The 19,798-nt window shown below is 33.7% G+C and carries 18 protein-coding genes and 1 pseudogene; 6 read left to right on the top strand and 13 right to left on the bottom strand.

Features of this window, described 5'->3' with window-relative positions:
• Positions 1 to 428: 428 nt before the first annotated feature.
• Both FFR48_RS09065 and FFR48_RS09060 read left to right on the top strand, forming a co-directional pair.
• Positions 429 to 857 (top strand): NfeD family protein, encoded by a 429-nt coding sequence (locus tag FFR48_RS09065; protein WP_096572038.1) that lies wholly within the window; start codon positions 429 to 431, stop codon positions 855 to 857.
• Positions 858 to 923: 66 nt separating this feature from the next.
• Positions 924 to 1,907, top strand: coding sequence for an SPFH domain-containing protein (locus tag FFR48_RS09060; protein WP_096572037.1), 984 nt, complete (start codon positions 924 to 926; stop codon positions 1,905 to 1,907).
• Positions 1,908 to 2,063: 156 nt separating this feature from the next.
• Here FFR48_RS09060 and FFR48_RS09055 read toward each other — a convergent pair whose 3' ends face one another.
• The gene (locus FFR48_RS09055; RefSeq protein WP_096572036.1) at positions 2,064 to 2,456 is read right to left on the bottom strand and encodes a Fur family transcriptional regulator; all 393 of its coding nucleotides are present in this window, start codon (positions 2,454 to 2,456) and stop codon (positions 2,064 to 2,066) included.
• A 208-nt stretch (positions 2,457 to 2,664) separates the two neighbouring features.
• Between FFR48_RS09055 and purS the strand changes: the two genes are divergently transcribed.
• The 4 genes from purS to FFR48_RS09035 all read left to right on the top strand — a co-directional run bounded on the left by purS (position 2,665) and on the right by FFR48_RS09035 (position 10,650).
• A complete protein-coding gene (gene purS / locus FFR48_RS09050) occupies positions 2,665 to 2,943 on the top strand; it encodes a phosphoribosylformylglycinamidine synthase subunit PurS (protein WP_096572035.1) in 279 nt (92 codons plus the stop codon).
• A gap of 106 nt (positions 2,944 to 3,049) precedes the next feature.
• A complete protein-coding gene (gene purQ, locus FFR48_RS09045) occupies positions 3,050 to 3,724 on the top strand; it encodes a phosphoribosylformylglycinamidine synthase subunit PurQ (protein WP_096572034.1) in 675 nt (224 codons plus the stop codon).
• A gap of 139 nt (positions 3,725 to 3,863) precedes the next feature.
• On the top strand, positions 3,864 to 6,926 hold the full coding sequence (locus FFR48_RS09040; protein ID WP_137667133.1) for a hypothetical protein: 3,063 nt from the start codon (positions 3,864 to 3,866) through the stop codon (positions 6,924 to 6,926).
• A gap of 112 nt (positions 6,927 to 7,038) precedes the next feature.
• Positions 7,039 to 10,650: a helicase gene (locus FFR48_RS09035; protein WP_137667132.1), complete on the top strand. Its 3,612-nt coding sequence runs from the start codon at positions 7,039 to 7,041 to the stop codon at positions 10,648 to 10,650.
• A gap of 51 nt (positions 10,651 to 10,701) precedes the next feature.
• Here the strand turns inward: FFR48_RS09035 and FFR48_RS09030 are convergent, their stop codons facing one another.
• The 12 genes and pseudogenes from FFR48_RS09030 to serS form a co-directional block, all read right to left on the bottom strand.
• The gene (locus FFR48_RS09030; protein ID WP_137667131.1) at positions 10,702 to 11,703 is read right to left on the bottom strand and encodes a hypothetical protein; all 1,002 of its coding nucleotides are present in this window, start codon (positions 11,701 to 11,703) and stop codon (positions 10,702 to 10,704) included.
• A 69-nt stretch (positions 11,704 to 11,772) separates the two neighbouring features.
• Entirely contained in the window at positions 11,773 to 12,456 is a 684-nt protein-coding gene (nth, locus tag FFR48_RS09025; protein WP_371851436.1) for an endonuclease III, read from the bottom strand.
• A 154-nt stretch (positions 12,457 to 12,610) separates the two neighbouring features.
• Entirely contained in the window at positions 12,611 to 13,705 is a 1,095-nt protein-coding gene (gene rseP, locus FFR48_RS09020; protein ID WP_137667130.1) for an RIP metalloprotease RseP, read from the bottom strand.
• 216 nt (positions 13,706 to 13,921) lie between these two features.
• A complete protein-coding gene (locus tag FFR48_RS09015) occupies positions 13,922 to 14,365 on the bottom strand; it encodes a DUF29 domain-containing protein (protein WP_137667129.1) in 444 nt (147 codons plus the stop codon).
• Position 14,366: 1 nt separating this feature from the next.
• Positions 14,367 to 14,660, bottom strand: coding sequence for a DUF2281 domain-containing protein (locus FFR48_RS29360; RefSeq protein WP_137667128.1), 294 nt, complete (start codon positions 14,658 to 14,660; stop codon positions 14,367 to 14,369).
• Positions 14,661 to 14,994: 334 nt separating this feature from the next.
• Positions 14,995 to 15,216: a type II toxin-antitoxin system HicB family antitoxin gene (locus FFR48_RS09005; protein WP_137667127.1), complete on the bottom strand. Its 222-nt coding sequence runs from the start codon at positions 15,214 to 15,216 to the stop codon at positions 14,995 to 14,997.
• Between the two features lie 2 nt (positions 15,217 to 15,218).
• Positions 15,219 to 15,446 carry a type II toxin-antitoxin system HicA family toxin gene (locus FFR48_RS09000; RefSeq protein ID WP_096572026.1) on the bottom strand — a complete coding sequence of 76 codons (228 nt, stop codon included), beginning with the start codon at positions 15,444 to 15,446 and terminating at the stop codon, positions 15,219 to 15,221.
• 151 nt (positions 15,447 to 15,597) lie between these two features.
• Positions 15,598 to 15,864, bottom strand: a complete 267-nt coding sequence (locus FFR48_RS08995; RefSeq protein WP_137667126.1) for a Txe/YoeB family addiction module toxin — start codon at positions 15,862 to 15,864, stop codon at positions 15,598 to 15,600.
• A complete protein-coding gene (locus tag FFR48_RS08990; protein ID WP_137667125.1) occupies positions 15,858 to 16,094 on the bottom strand; it encodes a type II toxin-antitoxin system Phd/YefM family antitoxin in 237 nt (78 codons plus the stop codon). Before FFR48_RS08990 ends, FFR48_RS08995 begins: the two co-directional genes overlap by 7 nt.
• A 524-nt stretch (positions 16,095 to 16,618) precedes the next feature.
• Complete coding sequence (locus tag FFR48_RS08980; protein WP_137667124.1) at positions 16,619 to 16,861, bottom strand: hypothetical protein; 243 nt, start codon at positions 16,859 to 16,861, stop codon at positions 16,619 to 16,621.
• 351 nt (positions 16,862 to 17,212) lie between these two features.
• Positions 17,213 to 17,638 (bottom strand): hypothetical protein, encoded by a 426-nt coding sequence (locus FFR48_RS08975; RefSeq protein ID WP_137667123.1) that lies wholly within the window; start codon positions 17,636 to 17,638, stop codon positions 17,213 to 17,215.
• A 565-nt stretch (positions 17,639 to 18,203) separates the two neighbouring features.
• Positions 18,204 to 19,475, bottom strand: a pseudogene (gene serS, locus FFR48_RS08970) (serine--tRNA ligase); the annotation flags it as partial.
• Positions 19,476 to 19,798: the final 323 nt, after the last annotated feature.

Raw genomic sequence — 19,798 nt, 5'->3', positions numbered from 1 at the left:
CGAACGCCCGTACAGGAGTCAGGAGGAAGAAGAACTAATTTCTGTACTTTGCACTTTATACTTTGCACCCTGCACCCTGCACTGAGTCAAGAGAATAGTTAAGTCAGAAATTATAAAGATTTAATAATTTTAAAAGAAGTTTAAGTATAATACTCAAAGTTTTATTTATGCTACATATTCTATTTTTGAGCTTGAGTTGTGAGTGTATAAATTATAAAGAAATTCAGGTGATTTTAGATCAAATTGGGATGTTAATTACTAGAATAGGAATCAAATATGTTTGTATGCTCTTGTTGATAGGTTTGTACTTGAAAGCAAAAATTTGGAAATCAAAAATTTCTTTCCGTAAATAGTGATGGTTGAGATGTAGTTAATCACAAAATAATATTGGGGTTAAATTTTTTGTTTTTATTGTCTGGGATGGCGTTATGCCAACTTTTACCTTAATCTGGCTGGTAGCAGGAATAATCCTGTGTTTGATGGAACTTTTGTTACCAACTGCCTTTGTAGAATTTATGATGGGAATTAGTGCCTTTGCGGTGGCGCTACTTTCTTATTTGGGTTTGAGCAGTTTATGGCTACAAGTTATTCTTTGGCTGTTGCTTTCCACTGTTTTAGTTGTGTTTTCCCGCAGGTTTTTACAACCACCAACACGCAGATCAAAAATCTCTGATGCAGTGATTGGCGAAACTTTAACAGAAATTTTACCAGGTCAGGCGGGACGGGTACTATATGAGGGTAATTCCTGGCGGGCTAGATGTGATGATGACAAACTCAGTTTAGCACCAGGGCAAAAAGTTTATGTGGTCAGTAGAGAAGGTACGACTTTGATTGTAATGCCAGAAAATATTTTATGACAGGTGACAAATGACAGGTGACAGATAAGAGTTTTCAAAGCACCGTATTTGCGGAGATTTATCAAAATGGGTCAGTTTTTATTGTTACTTGCTTTGGCTTTTGGGGGCGGTACTGTTGTCCTCAAATCAATTAGAGTGATTAATCAAGGTGATGAAGCTTTGGTGGAAAGTTTGGGTAGTTATAAGAAAAAGCTTGGTCCAGGCTTAAATATGATTAATCCTTTTTTCGATAACATTGTGTATAAGCAAACTATTCGGGAAAAGGTTTTAGATATTCCTCCTCAGCAATGTATCACCCGTGACAATGTTTCCATTACTGTTGATGCGGTGGTGTATTGGCGGATCGTGGATATGGAGAAAGCTTACTATAAGGTAGAAAATCTCCAGTCAGCGATGGTTAATTTGGTTTTAACTCAAATTCGCTCGGAAATGGGACAATTGGAGTTAGATCAGACTTTTACTGCCAGAACTCAAATTAATGAAATTCTGCTGAGAGATTTAGATATTGCTACTGATCCTTGGGGTGTAAAAGTTACACGAGTGGAATTGAGAGATATTATCCCATCTAAGGCTGTGCAAGAGTCTATGGAATTGCAAATGTCCGCAGAAAGACGGAAACGGGCAGCAATTTTAACATCTGAAGGTGATCGAGAGTCGGCGGTAAATAGTGCTAGAGGTAAAGCAGATGCTCAAATTTTGGATGCGGAAGCGCGACAAAAGGCGATAATTTTACAAGCGGAAGCGGAACAAAAAGCACTTATTTTAAAGGCGCAAGCGGAAAGACAGCAGCAGGTTTTGAAAGCACAGGCGATCGCGGAGTCAGCAGAAATTATAGCCCAAAGGATGCAAACTAACCCAGATGCACACAAAGCTTTAGAAGTTCTCTTTGCACTAGGTTATTTAGATATGGGTACAACTATTGGTAAAAGTGATAGTAGCAAGGTGGTGTTTATGGACCCTCGCACCATACCTGCTACTTTAGAAGGTATTCGTTCTATTGTCTCTGATATTCCCAATGGTTCTCATTCTTTGTTGGAGAATAGGGACTAGGTTATTATCTCATCTTGTGGGGTAGGCATCCTGCCTGCCCTGTATAATTAGCGGGCAAGATACCCGCACCACAAGAAACACTTGTATATTTTTTTATTTGTCAGTCCCTTAATAAAAACTCTTACCTGTCACCTGTCACCTGTCACCTGTCACCTGTCACCTGTCACCTACTTCCTGACATTTATTACACAGTCCGAAAAATTCTAGGGTGTGGTAAAATACTTTAAATTTATGGCTGGTTTGTAACTCGTTTTCTAGTTCATGGACTGGACATTGATGGATAGGTATGGAAAGACCACATTGTAAACAGGTGAGATGATGTTTATCTTGTTGGGTTAAACTATACAAAGCCTCACCATTAGATAAAGTTCTCACCTGTACTTTACCTTCGAGTTTCAAAGCTTCTAGGGAACGGTAAACTGTGGCTAAACCCATGCTTTGACTACAGTTACGTAATTCTATGTATATGTCTTGTGCGGAAATTCCTTGTTTGATGTTTTTCAATAGGTTTAAAATTCGCTCTTGACTGCGGGTACGTATAGCTTTCATAGTAATTTTGGCTTTTAGATTGGGACTGGAAAATAAAAATTTTTTTGTATCTTATGTGACTAGTTTAAGTTACCATATCTGATATGAGCTTTTTTGATTGGCTGGTTGATAGATTAACTTTAACCAGTCTGTGATTCTATTTTCACTCAGTTGGAACATAAAAGTTATAGGATAGCGATCGCACCATTCAGCAAAAGTTACCCCCCTCATGCAAAGGAAGTATTTAGCTAAAATTTTTGTGACTCTTCGGCCTTCAGTTCTCGATCCTGCTGGTGTCGCCGTACAAACTAGCTTAAAACAAATGGGACATGAAACCGTTGAACAAGTAAGAATTGGTAAATATATTGAATTAACCACGATTGCACCCGATGAAGCTATAGCGAATCAAGATGTGAAAAATATGTGTGAGGAACTGTTAGCAAATACTGTGATCGAAAACTATCGTTTTGATTTGATTGAAGTAGAATCTCAAACTGGTGTTTTTTAGGTAATGGGTAATTGGTAATGGGTAATTGGTAAAAACTTTTTTACTGTCACCTGTCACCTGTCACCTGTCACCTGTCACCTATTCCCTATTCCCTATTCCCTTATTTATGAAATTCGGTGTTTTAGTTTTTCCTGGTTCTAATTGTGACCGTGATTCCGCGTATGTGACTAGAGACTTACTCGGACAACCAACACGGATGGTTTGGCATCAAGAGACGGATATTAGTGATATAGATGTAATTATAGTCCCTGGGGGCTTTAGTTACGGTGATTATTTGCGTTGTGGGGCGATCGCTCGTTTCTCCCCTGTAATGCAGGAAGTTGTCAACCACGCACAAAAAGGTAAGTTTGTCATCGGTATTTGCAATGGATTTCAGGTATTAACTGAAGCTGGTTTGTTGCCGGGTGTGTTAACGAGAAACCGAGATTTGCATTTTATTTGCGATCGCTCTCCCTTAAAAGTTGAGCGTAATAATTTACCTTGGACTCATGGTTATACAGAGGGAGAAGTGATCACTTTACCCATTGCCCACGGAGAAGGCCGATTTTACGCTGATAAGGATACTTTAGCAGCAATTGAAGATAACGGACAAGTGGTATTTCGTTATCACGGAGAAAACCCCAACGGATCATTAAATAACATTGCAGGGATTTGCAATTTGCAAGGTAATGTGTTAGGAATGATGCCACATCCTGAACGCGCAGCAGATCAAGCATTAGGTAATACTGATGGTTTACGCTTGTTTGCGGGTTTGTTGGGGAAGGTTGCAGCTTTGATTTAGTCTTGTATTTGACAAACTCTCAAAAACATAAGGTGGTTAATTTCCACCTTATTTAAGGATTTTTACGTATTGACTTGTCAAATTTACTAGATGTATTATTTTTGATAGTATAATATTAAATCCATCAAGAAAAGCGCAGATGAACAGAATAGCAATAAATCCAGACTTAGCAAATGTGGATTATACTGATTTATTAGATAAAATACTCAGAGTATTAAAAAATCAGCAGATATTTAGAATTTCTGCTGATAATAAAAGAGTTAAGGTTGATATTAATGAAGTAGTTAATGAAGTTATTAAATTAACTCCTCATAACCCATTGGGAAACCAAAAAGCAGCACGTTCAGCAACTTTGAATTTTACTCCCGGTACTGAAGTTTCATTTCGAGAGAAAATTAGACAAATTACAGGTTATATTCAATATCAATTAACATTAGCTATTCAGCAAAATCCCAATAGTAAATCAATGGATAGATTTGAATTTATCCAAAATTTACTGACAGACTTACAAACATTTCAAACAGATAGAAAACCAACTAAATTAGACTTGAGTTATGAATTTCTACCCTCTAAAAATTTACAAAAACAAAGATTAACAGTCAAAAAAGACGATAAAGCAAAACAGAAACAACTACTAAAAGCGCATAAAGTTAAAATTTCTGTAGATAAACCAAAAGATTTTTACACAGCATTATTAACCGGATTGAATAACTTTATAGACATTAACTTTTCAAGTTCTAGTGACAGAGAAGAAATAGGATTTATTTTAGAAAACCTCAAACAAAATACAAAGTCTGATATTTATCAACTACAAAACCTAGTCAACCAAGAAACACTAGGAAAACTCAAAAAACTATCACAAATTAAATATTTAGAATTTCTCCTAGAAAACATTGACGAAAAAGCTAGTTCTAAAAACTACCAAGCTAAAATATATTTACAAGACTTGATCAGGAGATTACAAATATTAGAAGATTACATTAATAACCCCAATAAAGCAGATGGAGAATATGAAGTTAGCTATGCACAAGAGAAATTTAATTTGCAAACAGTATTTTCTCGTGGTGATGCTTATGATAAATTACCAATTATTCCCTTAGTCGAGGGTTATTTAGGAGAAAGTGAACATCAACACCAAGAAAAAATAGAATTTACCTTTGGTTTAAAATTAAAATTTGATGGTAAAGTCCAAACCGATGGAGGTAAAAATGTTTTTCAAAGAAATCTTGATATTCTCCTCGCAGATCCAAATAGTGAAGAGAATATAAAAGAATTTGCAGAGAATTTGAATAACAAGAAGAACTTTGTCAACAAAGTTTTAAAAATTGCCTTTCTGTATTATTTTATATTTGCATCAACACAAGATCCAAAAGCAGCAAATTATGATCCAAGAGAAGAATTAAATTACGATCCTCTACGGAGATTTGAAAAGGATATATTATCAGTATTTAAAGGAGATGATGAAAATGCTAAGAAAGAATTACTCGGAAAGTTAAAAAAAGGTTTCGATAAATTTAAAGTCCAGAAAAAAGTAGACATATTAAAAGAAGTCTTAACTAACTTAATTAAAAGAGAAACACCATTTCCTGAAAGACAATATCCGGTACACATCTCTGTCAAAAATAGCATTTTAGAAAACGATATTGAAACAATTACGGAACGAGATACTTTATTTAAAAATACATTGCGTGGTAACTTTAAAGACTGTTTAAAATATATTCATTTAGGAAACCCAAGTACACAAACAAACATCCTTGTCACTCTACCCGCAAACATCACCATTAGCGAAATTCACTTTTTAGAAACTCCAGATGTAGAAACATTTGACATGGAATATGACATTACTTCAGGAATTAAAGTTTTACCAGCAATATTTTTAGGAATAGATAACCAACAATGTAGAAATTTTTATGAAAGCAACTTAAAAAATAGAAACTTATTAGTATTTCCCCATAGGTTGGAAGAACAAAAGCTAGAAAAGCATCAAGAATTTATTTACAAGATTGTGTATAGTTTACTAGCATATCTTTGTCTTCATGTGATTTTAGAAAGACAAATAAAAGAAGATGCAAAACCATTTATACCACTAATTAGAATACACCTCAAAGAAAAAACGGATGAAACTGCAATCATTGAAAAGTTTATAGTTGATCTAACCAAAGTATTATCTCATTTATTGAATGAAAGATATCGCTGCAATGAACAAGGGATAGTGGTTACAAACCCCAAAACAATCAGCTTTAAAATTCCTAATGTTCTCAGTTCATTATATTCCGTAGTTCCCAAAAAATTCACATTCTTACCAACGGATAATTTTAGATTTCCGAAACTTAATAAACTTGCGATCATCGTTGTTTCTAGTCGGGAAAGTGATCGTCGTTTCGGAGTAGATGAAAAAAAATCTAACTTAATAGGTGAAATTATCACCATACAAACAGAAGACAACAAAGTAAGGTTTCAACTCTTCAAAACTTTCTCAGAAAACTACGACGATCATCAAAAAATGTTTGAATATCCTACAGTTGTAGTTGATAATGTGGACAAACTTTACAAAAGAGGGTACAGACACTTTATTTATATTGCAAAAGTTCCCTACAGTAGTACATTACACATTACTCAAGCAGAAAAAGATGAAGAATTATTCTTCATGTCACAAAATGTAATTCAATCTTTGAAAAAAGAAAGACATGATATCAAAATTTACCCGATGTTTTTTGAAAAATACTATGCAGTAAAAGTGGGAAATTTTAAATCTACATCCTTATACATTCAGGATACTTTAGAGTTGACTAATTTAGCAGAGGATAGAAACAAACAATCTGTAATTTTCTTTAATTTATTTAATGGGTTACAGGTTGCTAAGGAGGTTAACTATCATGGAGTCATGTCTTATGCAACTTTATATAATATGTATGAAAGTACAATTTTAGATGATAAGGATATTTTTACAGGATTAATAGATAATGAAAGTAAGTTAAAAAATGAAATTACTCAATGTTTAACTTTGTTTCATTTCTCCCGTTATGAAAAATCTGAAAAATCAGGGAATATGCAATTAAAGTTAGATCCCTATCAAAATTTAATCGGGGATGAATCAGTTAGTGAATCTGCAAGTTTTAAACATATTCGAGATAAAACTGATTTCAATTCTCTTGCTTTTTTAACTCATGTTAAATCAATATTACTAGGTAAGGATGAATAACACTTCTCTTTCTTTACGTCTTTGCGTGAGATTTTTCTTATAAAAACGAACCGCAGAGACACAGAGTTCACAGAGAAAAGAGGTTTTTGAGGGTTTTTATAAGGAGTAAAAAATGACTGCAAAAATAGCGGATGATCTGGGAAGGTTGTTTGAAATGGGTTTTAATATTGGGATTTTGTCTTATATCCATAAGAATAATATTAAAAATTATTTTGGTGATTTGTATAGTCAGGAGTTGCAAAATCTCAAGTTTGCAGAAATTACAAAAAATATTGTGAAGAAGGTTGTTGGTAAGTTAGAAAGAGAAATTGCAGAAACTTGGTGTCAGTTTTTTGTACAAAAGGGTTTTTTGTGTGGGTTAAATTTCTTTCGGGAGTATCTTAAATCTCTGGGATGTCGTGAAAAAGCAAACTTGCAAAATCTGGAAGTTATTTATTTTCAATGTCGGTTTAATGGTGAAAATAGTATTGGTACTCATGAAGTTGATGAAATACAATGGTTCAAAAATGTTCTCTCTCAGTTTGAAAATGTAAATGTCACTTCTGGGGATATTCAAAATTATAAACAAGGTGGTGATTTTCTCAATGCAGATAGTTTGATGTTGTTGAAATATAAAAATAATTACCGGGTTTTATGTCTTGACTTGTCGGTGTTTTCTATTCACACTGATGAGGATTTACAAAATATTGATTATGTGGAAATTATCAGAGGTTTGTTATTACGAGATATCAATTATTTACGTTCTAAAAGTGTGTTTTCTAAGTTGCGTATTGATACCGAATCTTTGGGTTTAGATTTTTCTCCCAGTTTAAAGGAGTATTTTACCGCTTTTAAATCTAAGGATAAGGAAAGTGCTAAATTAATTCAAGCGGGTAGTTATATTTATAGTTTCTGTCAGTTTTTACAAGCAAATTCTTTTCTTCCTGATATTTCTAGGTTGGTTTGTAATGCGGTGGGATATAGCGATCGCTCTTTTAATACTATCTCTATTCCCGGAAATAATATCCAACTTTTTGAAAGTTGTTATCAAATTTATCAACAAAATTACAAAACAGAAGAAGAAATTAGCGACGCACGTTATCGCGTTTTACAAAAAATCCAAGTTAACGCATATCGCAGTTTTCAACAAGGTAAAAAACTGGTTGACTCTCTCCTCAACATTACTCCTAATACCATCAATATTTTACCACGTCATACAGAAACGATTACCGATTTTTATAACTCTGTTTCTCCCGTACCATCTGAGTTAATTTCTAGTTTAAATTTAACCGAAAATCCCAATTTTAGACAAGCGCACAACCAACTAATTAAAAGATATTTACTTTCTGAAAATACCTACATTTTCTTAACAGGAAATCCCGGAATCGGAAAAACTACCGCTATTGTTGATTTTCTCACTCAATATCAAAATGACGGGTTTCTTTTATTATACGTCAGTCCCCGGAAACAAGTCAATCTTGATATCATTGAAAAATTCAAAGATCGCAAAACTGGAAGATTAGTAAATGATCAAATTTTTGCTATTAATACTCATAGTAATTTGATTCAAGATAACTCTGGTAAACTCTCAGTTGCTTATACATCAAACAAACATGAAGAAGATTTTACTTTGGAAAATGTTGATTTTCTCAACAGTGAAAATATTGAACGAAAATCTCGACGCAAAGACAGACTGCAACAAATTACAGATGATACTTTTCAGGATATGGGAACAAAAAACAAGGGAGTTTTACAAAGTATTTGTGAAGGGTTATATTACCTCATCAAATATCAAAAATCTAATCAAATTATCGCTACCGCTTCTACCCAGTCTTTGAAAAAAACAGATTATGGTGATACTTTACAACATTTAGAAAAAATCTTTCAAGACGCATACAGAAAAAGTGACGATAAAGTATTTCCTGAAAAAATGCGAAATATATCCCGTCGCATCAAACATCTATTTATTATGATAGATGAAATTACCGGAGATGAAGGAGGAGTAGAATTTTTAGAGGGAATTAAAAAAATGGTTAAAACTTATAAATTAACAAACCCAGAAAATGGTTTTAATACTAAAATCATCGTCGCAGATGCTTCTATTGTTGATAAAAATGTTATTTGTCAACATTTAGAAGATACTTCCCCCGAACCAAATAAGGTTTATTTTAGAAAAGCAGAATCAAACATTCAACCTCTATCTGTAGAAAGTTTCATATTTAAAGGTTCACCCGCTATCATTATTAATACTAACACCTATCCTGCAAAAAGTCTTACTATTAATTATCAAATAATTGTCGAATCTTGTCGTTTTACTGATAGAATTAAACTAAGAGATAAATCTGATTTAGAGAAAAAATCCCAGGAAGAAATTTTCAAAGATATTAAAATTATCTTCCAAAAATCCGATGTTGAACAATTTATAGTTTACATCCAAAATAAACCTAAATTATCAGAACTGATTGCTAAAATTCAGTCAGAGTTAGGAAGAGATAACTTTGTTAAAAATACTCACTTCCTAGAAATACACGCGAATATTTCAGAATTAGAAAAACAGGAAATTAAACAACATCAAGAAAACGTCAAAGTGGTTTTCATGACTGCTTCCGGGAGTCGCGGTTTATCCTTCCCCAAAGCGAAACATATCTTAGTCGAAATTCCGAAATTTGAAATTGAAAAAAACCTGATGGAAATAATTCAGGTTATTTACAGAGGTCGGGGAAATGATATGATAGATAATCAAGATAAATACCTCACATTTTATTTAGCTGAACGTTCAGTTTATTATCAAGATGATCCAGAATTATCTATCAAAGAAAATTGCTTGAGTTTATTAAATCTTCTGTTAATTCTCAAAGCATCTATAATGACAAGAATTCAAGGTTATGGTAATATTGGTAGGAAGAATTATCTACTTATACCCATCGGTGGAAAATCAGTTTTTGCTGCGGGAGAAACCTTTTCTAGTAAAATAGAAAATCTTATTACCCAACTGAAAAAAGAATATAACCGCAATAAAAGTCACACTTCCTTAAAAGACGCATACACCAGACTAGAATTATTAATGGGTGAAGGTGATTTTTGGGTTGCTAAAAATACGGAAGAGAGTTATTTAAAGATTCGGGAAAATTTCAACAACACATTTTTAGAAGTCGCTAAAACCTTTGATAAATTATTAGATTTTACACCCTTGGAATTAGGTTATATTAGTGGAGGTTTATTAATTGTACCCAGTCAAAATATGCAAGAATCTTATCAAATGCGCTTTTTAGATATTCAAAAATATGCAAATACAGAATTATGGAATACTTTAAAAAGCATTAGTCGCAATCAAAATTACCCCGAAAGTCTCACCTCTGCGGTAAAAGATGCAATAGAATTAGTAGAAAAGTTAATCAATGCACCTGCAAAAACCCAGAATTATCTCCAAAAAAGTCAACATACAGATCAATATTACGCTTTACCATTATTTGCGTTTATTAGTGGGGAAGTGATGAAAGAATATTTTGCAAATAAACCAGAAGAACCGGAAGATCAACGTTTTAAAGATATCTTATCTATATATATTCGTTCTTTATCTCCTGTAAGTAATATTTTACCCATAGGACATAATTATCAAGAATTTCCCTTTGTGGTATTTAGAAGTTATAGTTTGGAGGAAATTAGAAATAAATTGTTTACAGAAAAATATCTGTTAAATTCTCAGGAATTAAATGTTCTTAATTTAATTCTGTCTCAAACTTAAAATTAGTAATTAGATCCCCGACTTCTTTAAAAAGTCGGAGTTCTTATTTTATTAATCTTCTTGAAATCTCCCTAATAATTCCTCACGGGATAATTGCAAAAGTAAAGGTGTAAATTCTTCCCTAGATAGGGTAATGATTTTATCAATCACTTTCTCTAACTCAGCATCAACTTTACCAAAACGTACTTGTAAAATACTTTCGGCCATCCCACGACGTTCTCTTTTTTCTCCTTCTTCTCTTCCTTGATATCTACCTTGTTGGAGTCCTTGTTGCAGTCCTTGTTGGAGTCCTTGTTGGAGTCCTTGTTGCAGTCCTTCTCTTCGCGTTTCTTCTTTAATTTGTTCTAATAATTCCTGATACATTTGTGATAATTTCATAATCAACTCCTGATCATCTTGATCAATATCCTTTTCTTTTTGCTGTCTGGCTGATAACATGGCTATTAAGTCATGTACTAATTGTATAACATTTTCTAGCTGTGGGTTATTGTTAGCTAATGCTTCTAACTCTTCCACTGCTTTTCTCTGTACCCTACCCCTACCTAATACCCTTAAAAATAAGGTTTCTGGTGTACTGGGTAACTGGTGAATAACGATAATACCTGTCCTTGATACTTCGTCTAATAAATAAACTCCTTTACCCCATGTTTGATAATCTAAACTCAGATCAATACCTCTGAATATTTCCTCTGATGCAGTAGGTGTGAATATCCATAAAAATGGTAATTGGTTTTCACTAATGCGGGTATTATTGCGTTTTGCTTGTCTTTCTAAGTTTGCATGAATATCAAATAGTTTACCCTTACAACTTCTGATTTCACTTCTATCAACGGGGTTACGAAATGGTTCAAAAACTACGGAAGTTGCATGAATTCCCATTTTTCCCAATAGTCCTAATTTTTCGATGTTTTCAGGATTTGAAGATGGGGTAAATAATACGTCTATCTGTCTTTTTTCTGAGATAATATCTTGACTGACTTCTACTTTTCCGTAGGGTGTAAATATCTCTGTTAGATATTGTTTTGCAAACTGATCATGAATAAACCGAGTCATGGAATTTTAGATTTTGGATTTGGGATTTTAGATTGATTAAAGATTGATTATAAACAATTTGATTATAATTTAATTATCTCCATTCGTTAAATTCTTCGCACACACATCAACCAACTCACAAACATCACAACCAGGAGAACGTGCTTTACAAACTGCACGACCATGATATATTAAACGAATAGACCAATTTTCCCATTCTGGTTGGGGTAATAATTTCATTAAATCTTTTTCAATATTAATAGGTTCAGTATTTTTTGTTAACCCCAATCTTTGACTTAACCGCTTGACGTGAGTATCTACAGTCACCCCTGCATTAATACCATAAGCGTGCGCTAAAACCACATTTCCAGTTTTTCTCGCAACTCCGGGAAGTTTTAATAATTCTTCCATTTTATTGGGAACAACTGAGTTAAAATCATCAACAATCATCCGACAAGCAGCTTTGATATTTTTCGCTTTATTGCGATAAAAACCCGTAGAACGGACTAATTCTTCTAATTCAAAAATATCCGCATTTGCTAAACTTTCTGCATCAGGAAACCGACTAAATAAAGCTGGAGTAACTTTATTCACTCGTTCATCTGTGCATTGTGCAGAAAGAATTGTTGCTACTAATAATTGTACAGGAGTTTGATAATTTAAAGAACAAGTCGCATCAGGATAAAGACGATGGAGACGAGAGAGAATTTCTAAAGCGCGTTGCTTTTTTGATGATTTTGATAATTTTGATAATTTTTTAGTAGTCACATCAATAATATTTGAATTTATTTTATTTGAAATTTAACTTATTTCTCGTTCCCATACTCTGTATGGGAATGAATTGTATAAGACTCTGCCTTTTTTGTCAAATAGAGGTAGAACCTCTAGATCGCATTCCCAGTCTCAGACTGGGAACGAGATCATTTGCTTACAAGTTCTGGAATATTTGTTGCACAAAATCTAGTTGCAGTGTTTCTTTGAAAATCAAGAAAATACCTAATCCTAAAAGTAGGACTAAACCTGTTTGCATGACACCTTCTTGAATTTTTGCTGGTAAGGGTTTACCAAGTAAACCTTCAATCAAAAGAAAAGCTAATTGTCCACCATCTAAAGCAGGGAGAGGTAAAATATTAATGATGGCTAAATTAATACTAATAATTGCTGCAAAAGATAGCAAATTTGCACTATTATCTGCTGCTAATTTAGCACCAATTTTCACAATATTCACAGGTCCTGAAACCTGACTTGCTGTTTGTTGAAAATTAGTTATTAGCTGTCCAAATCCTTTGATTGTACCAATAAATAGCTGTTGAAATCTATCAGCAGCAACGCTGAAAATTTCTATGGGATTTTGGGGACGACGATAAACAGCTTCTCCATTTGGTCCTAGTTCAATTCCTACTAAACCTTTACCATCAGCACTTTCTGTAGGAGTTAATTTTAAAGCTATTTCTTGATTTTGACGCTGAATTTTCAGGTTAAGTTGTTGATTTGGATGGGTTTGAATTTCTTTAGTCAGCAATAAGGTAGAATCTTTACTAGCAGCTAATTCCTGACCATTGACGCTGATAACAATATCACCTGCGCGAATACCAGCTTGGTAAGCTATTGATTGTTCATTAACAGGTTTGACAAGTACACCAGGTTGATATTGAAATTCTTGGGGTATACCAACAATACCTATTTGCAAAGCGAGAACAAAATAAGCAAATATTAAGTTTGCTATCACACCGGCGCTAATAACGATCGCCCGATCTAAAATAGGACGATTCCGCAATAAGTTGGGATCATTGGGAGGAATTGCGCTATCTGGATCATCGTCGGGAAAACCAACAAACCCACCCAAGGGGAAAGCGCGAATGGTGTATTCTGTCTGTGATCCTTGGTACTTTAACAGGGTGGGACCAAAACCCAAAGAAAAGCGGTTAGCGTAGATACCTTGAGAACGTGCGGCTATAAAATGTCCTAACTCGTGTACTAAGATCAAAATAGCCAAAACTGCGATCGCTGCTAAAACTGACATAGAGCAAATAAGTCAAAATATTTCGGATATATATTTCTATTGTAGTTTGGGAATGGACTCAGAAACAAAATCTGCTGTTATTTATTGTCAATTGCAAAGAAAAACGCGAGTTATGGTAATTTTGCTAATTTCCAGGTTTTGAGCGAAACTTGTCTGATAGCGTAGCGCAAGCCATATCAGGATATCCAGGATTTGAGGATTTACAGGATGATTCATTTATTTTTCATCCTCCCACATTGTATAATTTTCTTCAAAAACCTCCTCCCAAGTTAAAGCAGTAATTTCTGGCTTTTTCCCCATTTCATCCCTAGCATCTTGTTTAGCAGATGTAAAACACTTATCCCAAATAGACTCTAAAAACTCTCTATTAAGACTAGGCATTTCTTCCTGACTATCAGCAATTTCTCTCCTTGCTGAACGAATGGAAATTACCCAACTAGCACTGCGTTTTTCAGGTTGACATTTCCATTTAATTATATGTAACATCAATCGAGTTAATTGACTAATAACTGCCCTTTTTTCGGATCTTCCCATTGACTCTGCTAAACTCTCTAAAATCTGATCAACTTCTGCCATTTTTCCCTCCTTTAGCAATTCCTTTGCTTTTTCCACTGCTAAGTATGGTGATTGAAATACCAATTCATCCCATATTAATGTCATTTTAAAATTCCTCTCTTTTATCAATAGAAAGTTGATCTCTAGTATTCATAAAATCATCAGAAAATTGATCTAAGCTATCAATTAAACTTTGCCACGGGTTATCTTTACTAATCAGAACAATAGGACTAACAATATCACCTAATTTTTTACCTTTACCGGCAATGGAACTAGGAGGAATGCGACATTTTTTTGTTGGTAATTTATGTTTGATAAATTGAATAAAATCTAAAACTTCTTGTTGTTTATCTGCTGGTAATTCTCGCAAGTTTTCTAAAACTGCTTGTTCAATAGTCATAGTTTTACCTTTAGGATTATAATGTAATTATATTATAGATTATAACTTTTTGTCTGAATCAGGATGTGCAGGATGTTTTTTTATATTCATCTACATTTTCATAAATTGCATTTTGTCTGAATCAGGATATCCAGGATTTGAGGATGTACAGGATATCTTCTTTGCGCGAAATAGATTTTTGTCAGAATCAGGACACCCTTCGGGAAGTCAAAAGTCAAAATTCAAAAAATTATTTCTTTTCAGAAGTTGCGCTAATTCAAATATTCCAGAATATTAATATCAAATATAATCCTGTTAATCCTTTCATCCTGGTTATCCTGATTCTGACAGTTAATTATACATTACTGAGTGCTTTAACCTGAGAAATAGCACGTTCAACATCTGGTAATTTTTGACCATGTTTTTCTGCTATTTCTAACCATAAATCTCTGACAATGATCAATTCTTGTAATGTTTCTTCTAAAGTTTCTCCCTGTGCTAAACATCCTTTTAATGCTGGAATTTCAGCAACGAAACCGCCTTCTTCACAGGGATAAACAACTATGGGATAATTCATAATTACGCTCCTTCTATCAATTCTAATACTCGTTTAACATAAATTGATTTTACCCGATTATTATGTACGGGAATTACTAAAATTATATCATCTTTGATAAAGATATGATGACTACCTGTAATTCTATCTAATACAAAATTATCTAATTCTAACAGTTTACGAATATCACTGAATTTGGCATTATTGGGACTATTTGTTAATTTTTCAATTAGTTTATCTTTTTTGACCATTTTCCGCGATTTGAGGATCTACAGGATGGTTTTTTAATATTCAGCTACATTTTCAGAAGTTGCGATAATTCAAATATCCCAGAATATCAAAATCAAATATAATCCTGTTAATCTTTTAATCCTGGTTATCCTGATTCTCACAAAAAACATACTACTCATAATGCGTCCACATTCGTAAAACTTTGATAGTATTTTCGCCTTCAATCACTTCATATACTAAACGATGTTGAATATTTATCCGTCGTGAATATGCACCTTCTAAATCTCCTACTAATTTTTCATAAGGTGGAGGATTTTGAAACGGATTAACCTGAATAATATCAAGTAAACTTTGCGCTTTCTCTTTCAAATTACTTGCAGCCAATTTTTTAGCATCTTTCTGAGCTTGTTTAGTATAAACTAATTTCCAATTTACCAATCTAATTCACCATCACACTCTTCAATAGGTGTTGCTAATCCTTCTTTAATTGATTCTCTCATCCCTGGAATAGAAAGTAAATATAGAGTTTCTTGGATAGATTTCCAGTCACTTTCAGATAATAAAACTGCGTTGCTATTTTCTCCTGCAATAATAATAGGTTGATGGGATTGATTAACTGAATCAATTAAATCCTGTAGTTGCTGTTGTGCTTGATTGATTGAAATCATAATCTTTTTTTGAGATTACATGATTATTAAATAATAGCATAAAATTGAATTGTCCGAATCAGGATATCCAGGATTTGAGGATGTACAAGATGGTTTTTTAATATTCATCTGTATTTTCAGAAGTTGCATTTTGTCAGAATCAGGATATCCAGGATTTGAGGATTTACAGGATATTTTTTTAGTATTCCTCTACATTTTCAGAAGTTGCATTTTGTCAGAATCAGGATGTCCAGAATTTGAGGATTTACAGGATGGTTTTTTAATATTCATCTACATTTTCAGGAATTGCGCTAAGTCAAATATCCCAGAATATCAATATCAAATATAATCCTGTTAGTCCATTAATCCTGGATATCCTGATTCTGACAGTGGATTTTAACGTAATATTCTAACTTCAACTCCCACATTAATATTACTCCATAAACGATCAGTAAATTGCAGCTTTATCAATAAATTTTAATACTTCTTCGCTTCCAGGTTCTTCATTGAGTAAAGCTAAAATTGCGGAAGCATCTAAAACAACTTCACTCATTTAAAGTTTCCTCTCTCCGTTCCTGAATTAATTCTTCAGATAGTTTTCTAGTAGGTGGAATATACTTTCTAAAAATAGCTTGGGCATTTTTTACAGAATTATGTAAATTATCACTTATTGGGTTATCTTCTAGTACAATAACTGCTTTATATTCTCCCTTTGGGATATCTACAGGAGAATCAACTAACAATTTGCCATCACTGGTTATAGTTACTGTTACACCTAATGTAATCATAGTCAACTCCATTGGTTAATTAGTTTATTAATTATATCAGAAAATGTGCATTTTGTCTGAATCAGGATGTACAGGATGGTTTTTTAATATTCATCTACATTTTCAGAAGTTGCGCTAATTTTAATATCCCAGAATATCAAAATAAAATATAATCCTGTTAATCCTTTAATCCTGGTTATCCTAACTCAGACAGTTAAATTTTACACGACTTACGCAAAAGGGAACGAAAGTAGGGGTAATTCATGAATTACCCCTACGCAAGAATAAGGTTTTCAGTCACATCTTGCGTAAGTCCTATTTTAATAAAAAACGGTGCGTTACATTTGATTGACGCACCCTATAAGCTACAGCTTAAAATTTGAAGAAAACAAAATCAATATTTAAGTTAATAGATATAGACTTTGGTAATTCTAGTCCACTATCTTTGACTGCTTTTAAACAAGCATATAAAACATTTCCATGAACCTTAGCTACATAGTCACCAAATGCTCTAGCAACACCTGAATCATCAGTTAAAAATTCTTTAATAGATTTGCTAAAATCAGGAGTAAACCATGCTTCCTTACCTACAGTTTTATCAATTTTGTTCATAGCTGCGGCTATATCAGGAGATTTTCGTGCAGAAATCAAAACAATATCTTTTTCATAAAAAAATACTACATCTTTTCCTGTGTTAACTTTATAACCTTTACCTTTTTCATCAACTGAGGCAATCTGTCCGCATCTTTCAAACTTATTTACTACTGCGACAAAATCGCCAATTTGATAGCGTGCCATTGTAAAATCTCCTGAGAATGTTTATAAATGATACTTGAGAGGTTGTCTTAAAAGTTTTCGGCGAATATAATTCGCTAGTACACAAGCAAAGTCCACCTGCGTGGACTAACGAAAAATTAAGGATTTGAAACCTGCGTAGGCAGGTTTTGTCTGTGTAGATGTAATTTCTAATCGCCCAAGTTAGACTTTTCAAACATCCTCTGAAATTTTATACCATTTTTACATAATTTTCTTTGCCTTATAACTTTAATGCAGAAATTTAATATCAATCAGGTGCATGATATAACTTTCCGTATAATCACCCTTTACAGGGTGATTAGCTGGTATTTTCCTAGTATATTTAACTAGAATCTCAAGTTTTAGTTAGACTTGTTTTCTACTTAAACAACAAAGACGATAATACCCAAGCAAAATAAGAGAGAATTGGAATCCATAACAAAGCATTAACTACATAACGAGATTGTGATTCCTTTGTCGCTTCTGGTAAGGATTCAGTTGATGACTCAATTACTGTGGGTAGAGTTGGTAAAACTGGAGTTGTATCAACAGGAATACCTAAAATTTCTTGATTATTCAAATAAGGTCTTAACACCTCCGGTACTTTAATCGTCCCATCAGCTTGCTGATAATTCTCCAAAATCGCCGCCATCGTCCTTCCCACAGCTAAACCAGAACCATTTAAAGTATGTACAAACTGCGTCCCCTTCTTCCCCGCTTCCTTAAACCGAATATCCGCCCTTCTCGCTTGAAAATCAACACAATTAGAACAACTAGAAATCTCTCGATACTTCCCAGAAGATGGCAACCAAACCTCTAAATCATAAGTCTTTGTTGCCCCAAAACCTAAATCACCAGTACATAAATTAATCACTCGATAAGGCAACTTTAAACCCTGTAAAATTGACTCTGCACTAGCAACTAATTTCTCTAATTCCTCAAAAGAATCTTCCGGTTTTACTAACTTCACCAACTCCACTTTATTGAATTGATGCAACCGAATTAAACCCCGCATATCCCGGCCATAACTTCCCGCTTCCCGACGAAAACATGGCGTATATGCACAGTGATAAATCGGTAATTCTTCCGCGTTTAAAATTTCCCCCCGATAAAAATTTGTTACCGGAACTTCCGCAGTAGGAATTAACCACAATTCATCATCTGCACATTTAAAACTTTCTTCTGCAAACTTCGGTAATTGTCCAGTTCCCGTTAAAGAATCAGTATTAACTAACAACGGTGGACTAACTTCAATATACCCATTTTCAATATGCTTAGAAAGCATAAATTGAATTAACGCCCTTTCTAAAGCAGCACCCGCACCTATCAAACTGACAAACCGACTTTGGGCAATTTTTACCGCCCTTTCAAAATTCAAAATACCCAATTTTTCCCCAATTTCCCAATGAGGTAAAATATTCTGATTTTCCGGTTTATATTCATCTCCCCATCTTCTCACTTCTGGGTTATCATCTTCACTTGCACCGATGGGAGTAGAATCACTAGGAAGGTTAGGAAGTGCTAACAGTAAATCTTGAATTTGCGCTTTTAACTCTTTTTCCTGGGGTTCTAATTCGCTTAATGTGTTTTTAATGTTATTCCCTTCTTCTTTTAAAGCAAGAATTTCCTCACTTTGTGGACTAACACCAGATTTTACCTTTTGTCCTACCAGTTTACCAATTTCATTACTCCGCGCTTGTAAATCGTTGCGTTTTCCTTCCAGTTCCCGTTGTTTTTGACTTAAATCTAATATAGGCTGAATGTCATATTTACCACTACGAGTATTCAGCTTTTCTTGTACGAGTTGGGGGTTTTCTCTAATTTGTTTAATATCCAGCATTGGTGAATTTTGTGAGTTTTTGTCAATTATACTCGATTGAGGTGATTATTCGTAGGGGTTTAGCAATGCTAAACCATTTCTTGCATCATCAATCATATCTATTATTAACACCAGTTTTATACAATAACCATACAAAATCATCAGATTAATCAAAATCCCTTTTTCATCCGCGTTTATCTGCGTTCATCTGCGTTCAAATCTCAATATAGAATGTAGCGACTGTCTTGATTGTCAAGCGATCGTAAAGGAAAAATTTAAAGTCTAGGAAAAAAGTCAGAAAATAGAGGATAAAAACAAAGCAAAACAAAACAGGTAAATTATAG

Origin of the sequence: Sphaerospermopsis reniformis (genome assembly GCF_005402885.1) — a bacterium.
Classification (GTDB): Bacteria; Cyanobacteriota; Cyanobacteriia; order Cyanobacteriales; family Nostocaceae; genus Sphaerospermopsis; species Sphaerospermopsis kisseleviana.
Note: the sequence above shows the minus strand (reverse complement) of the source record. Positions and strands in the feature narration are given on the sequence as shown.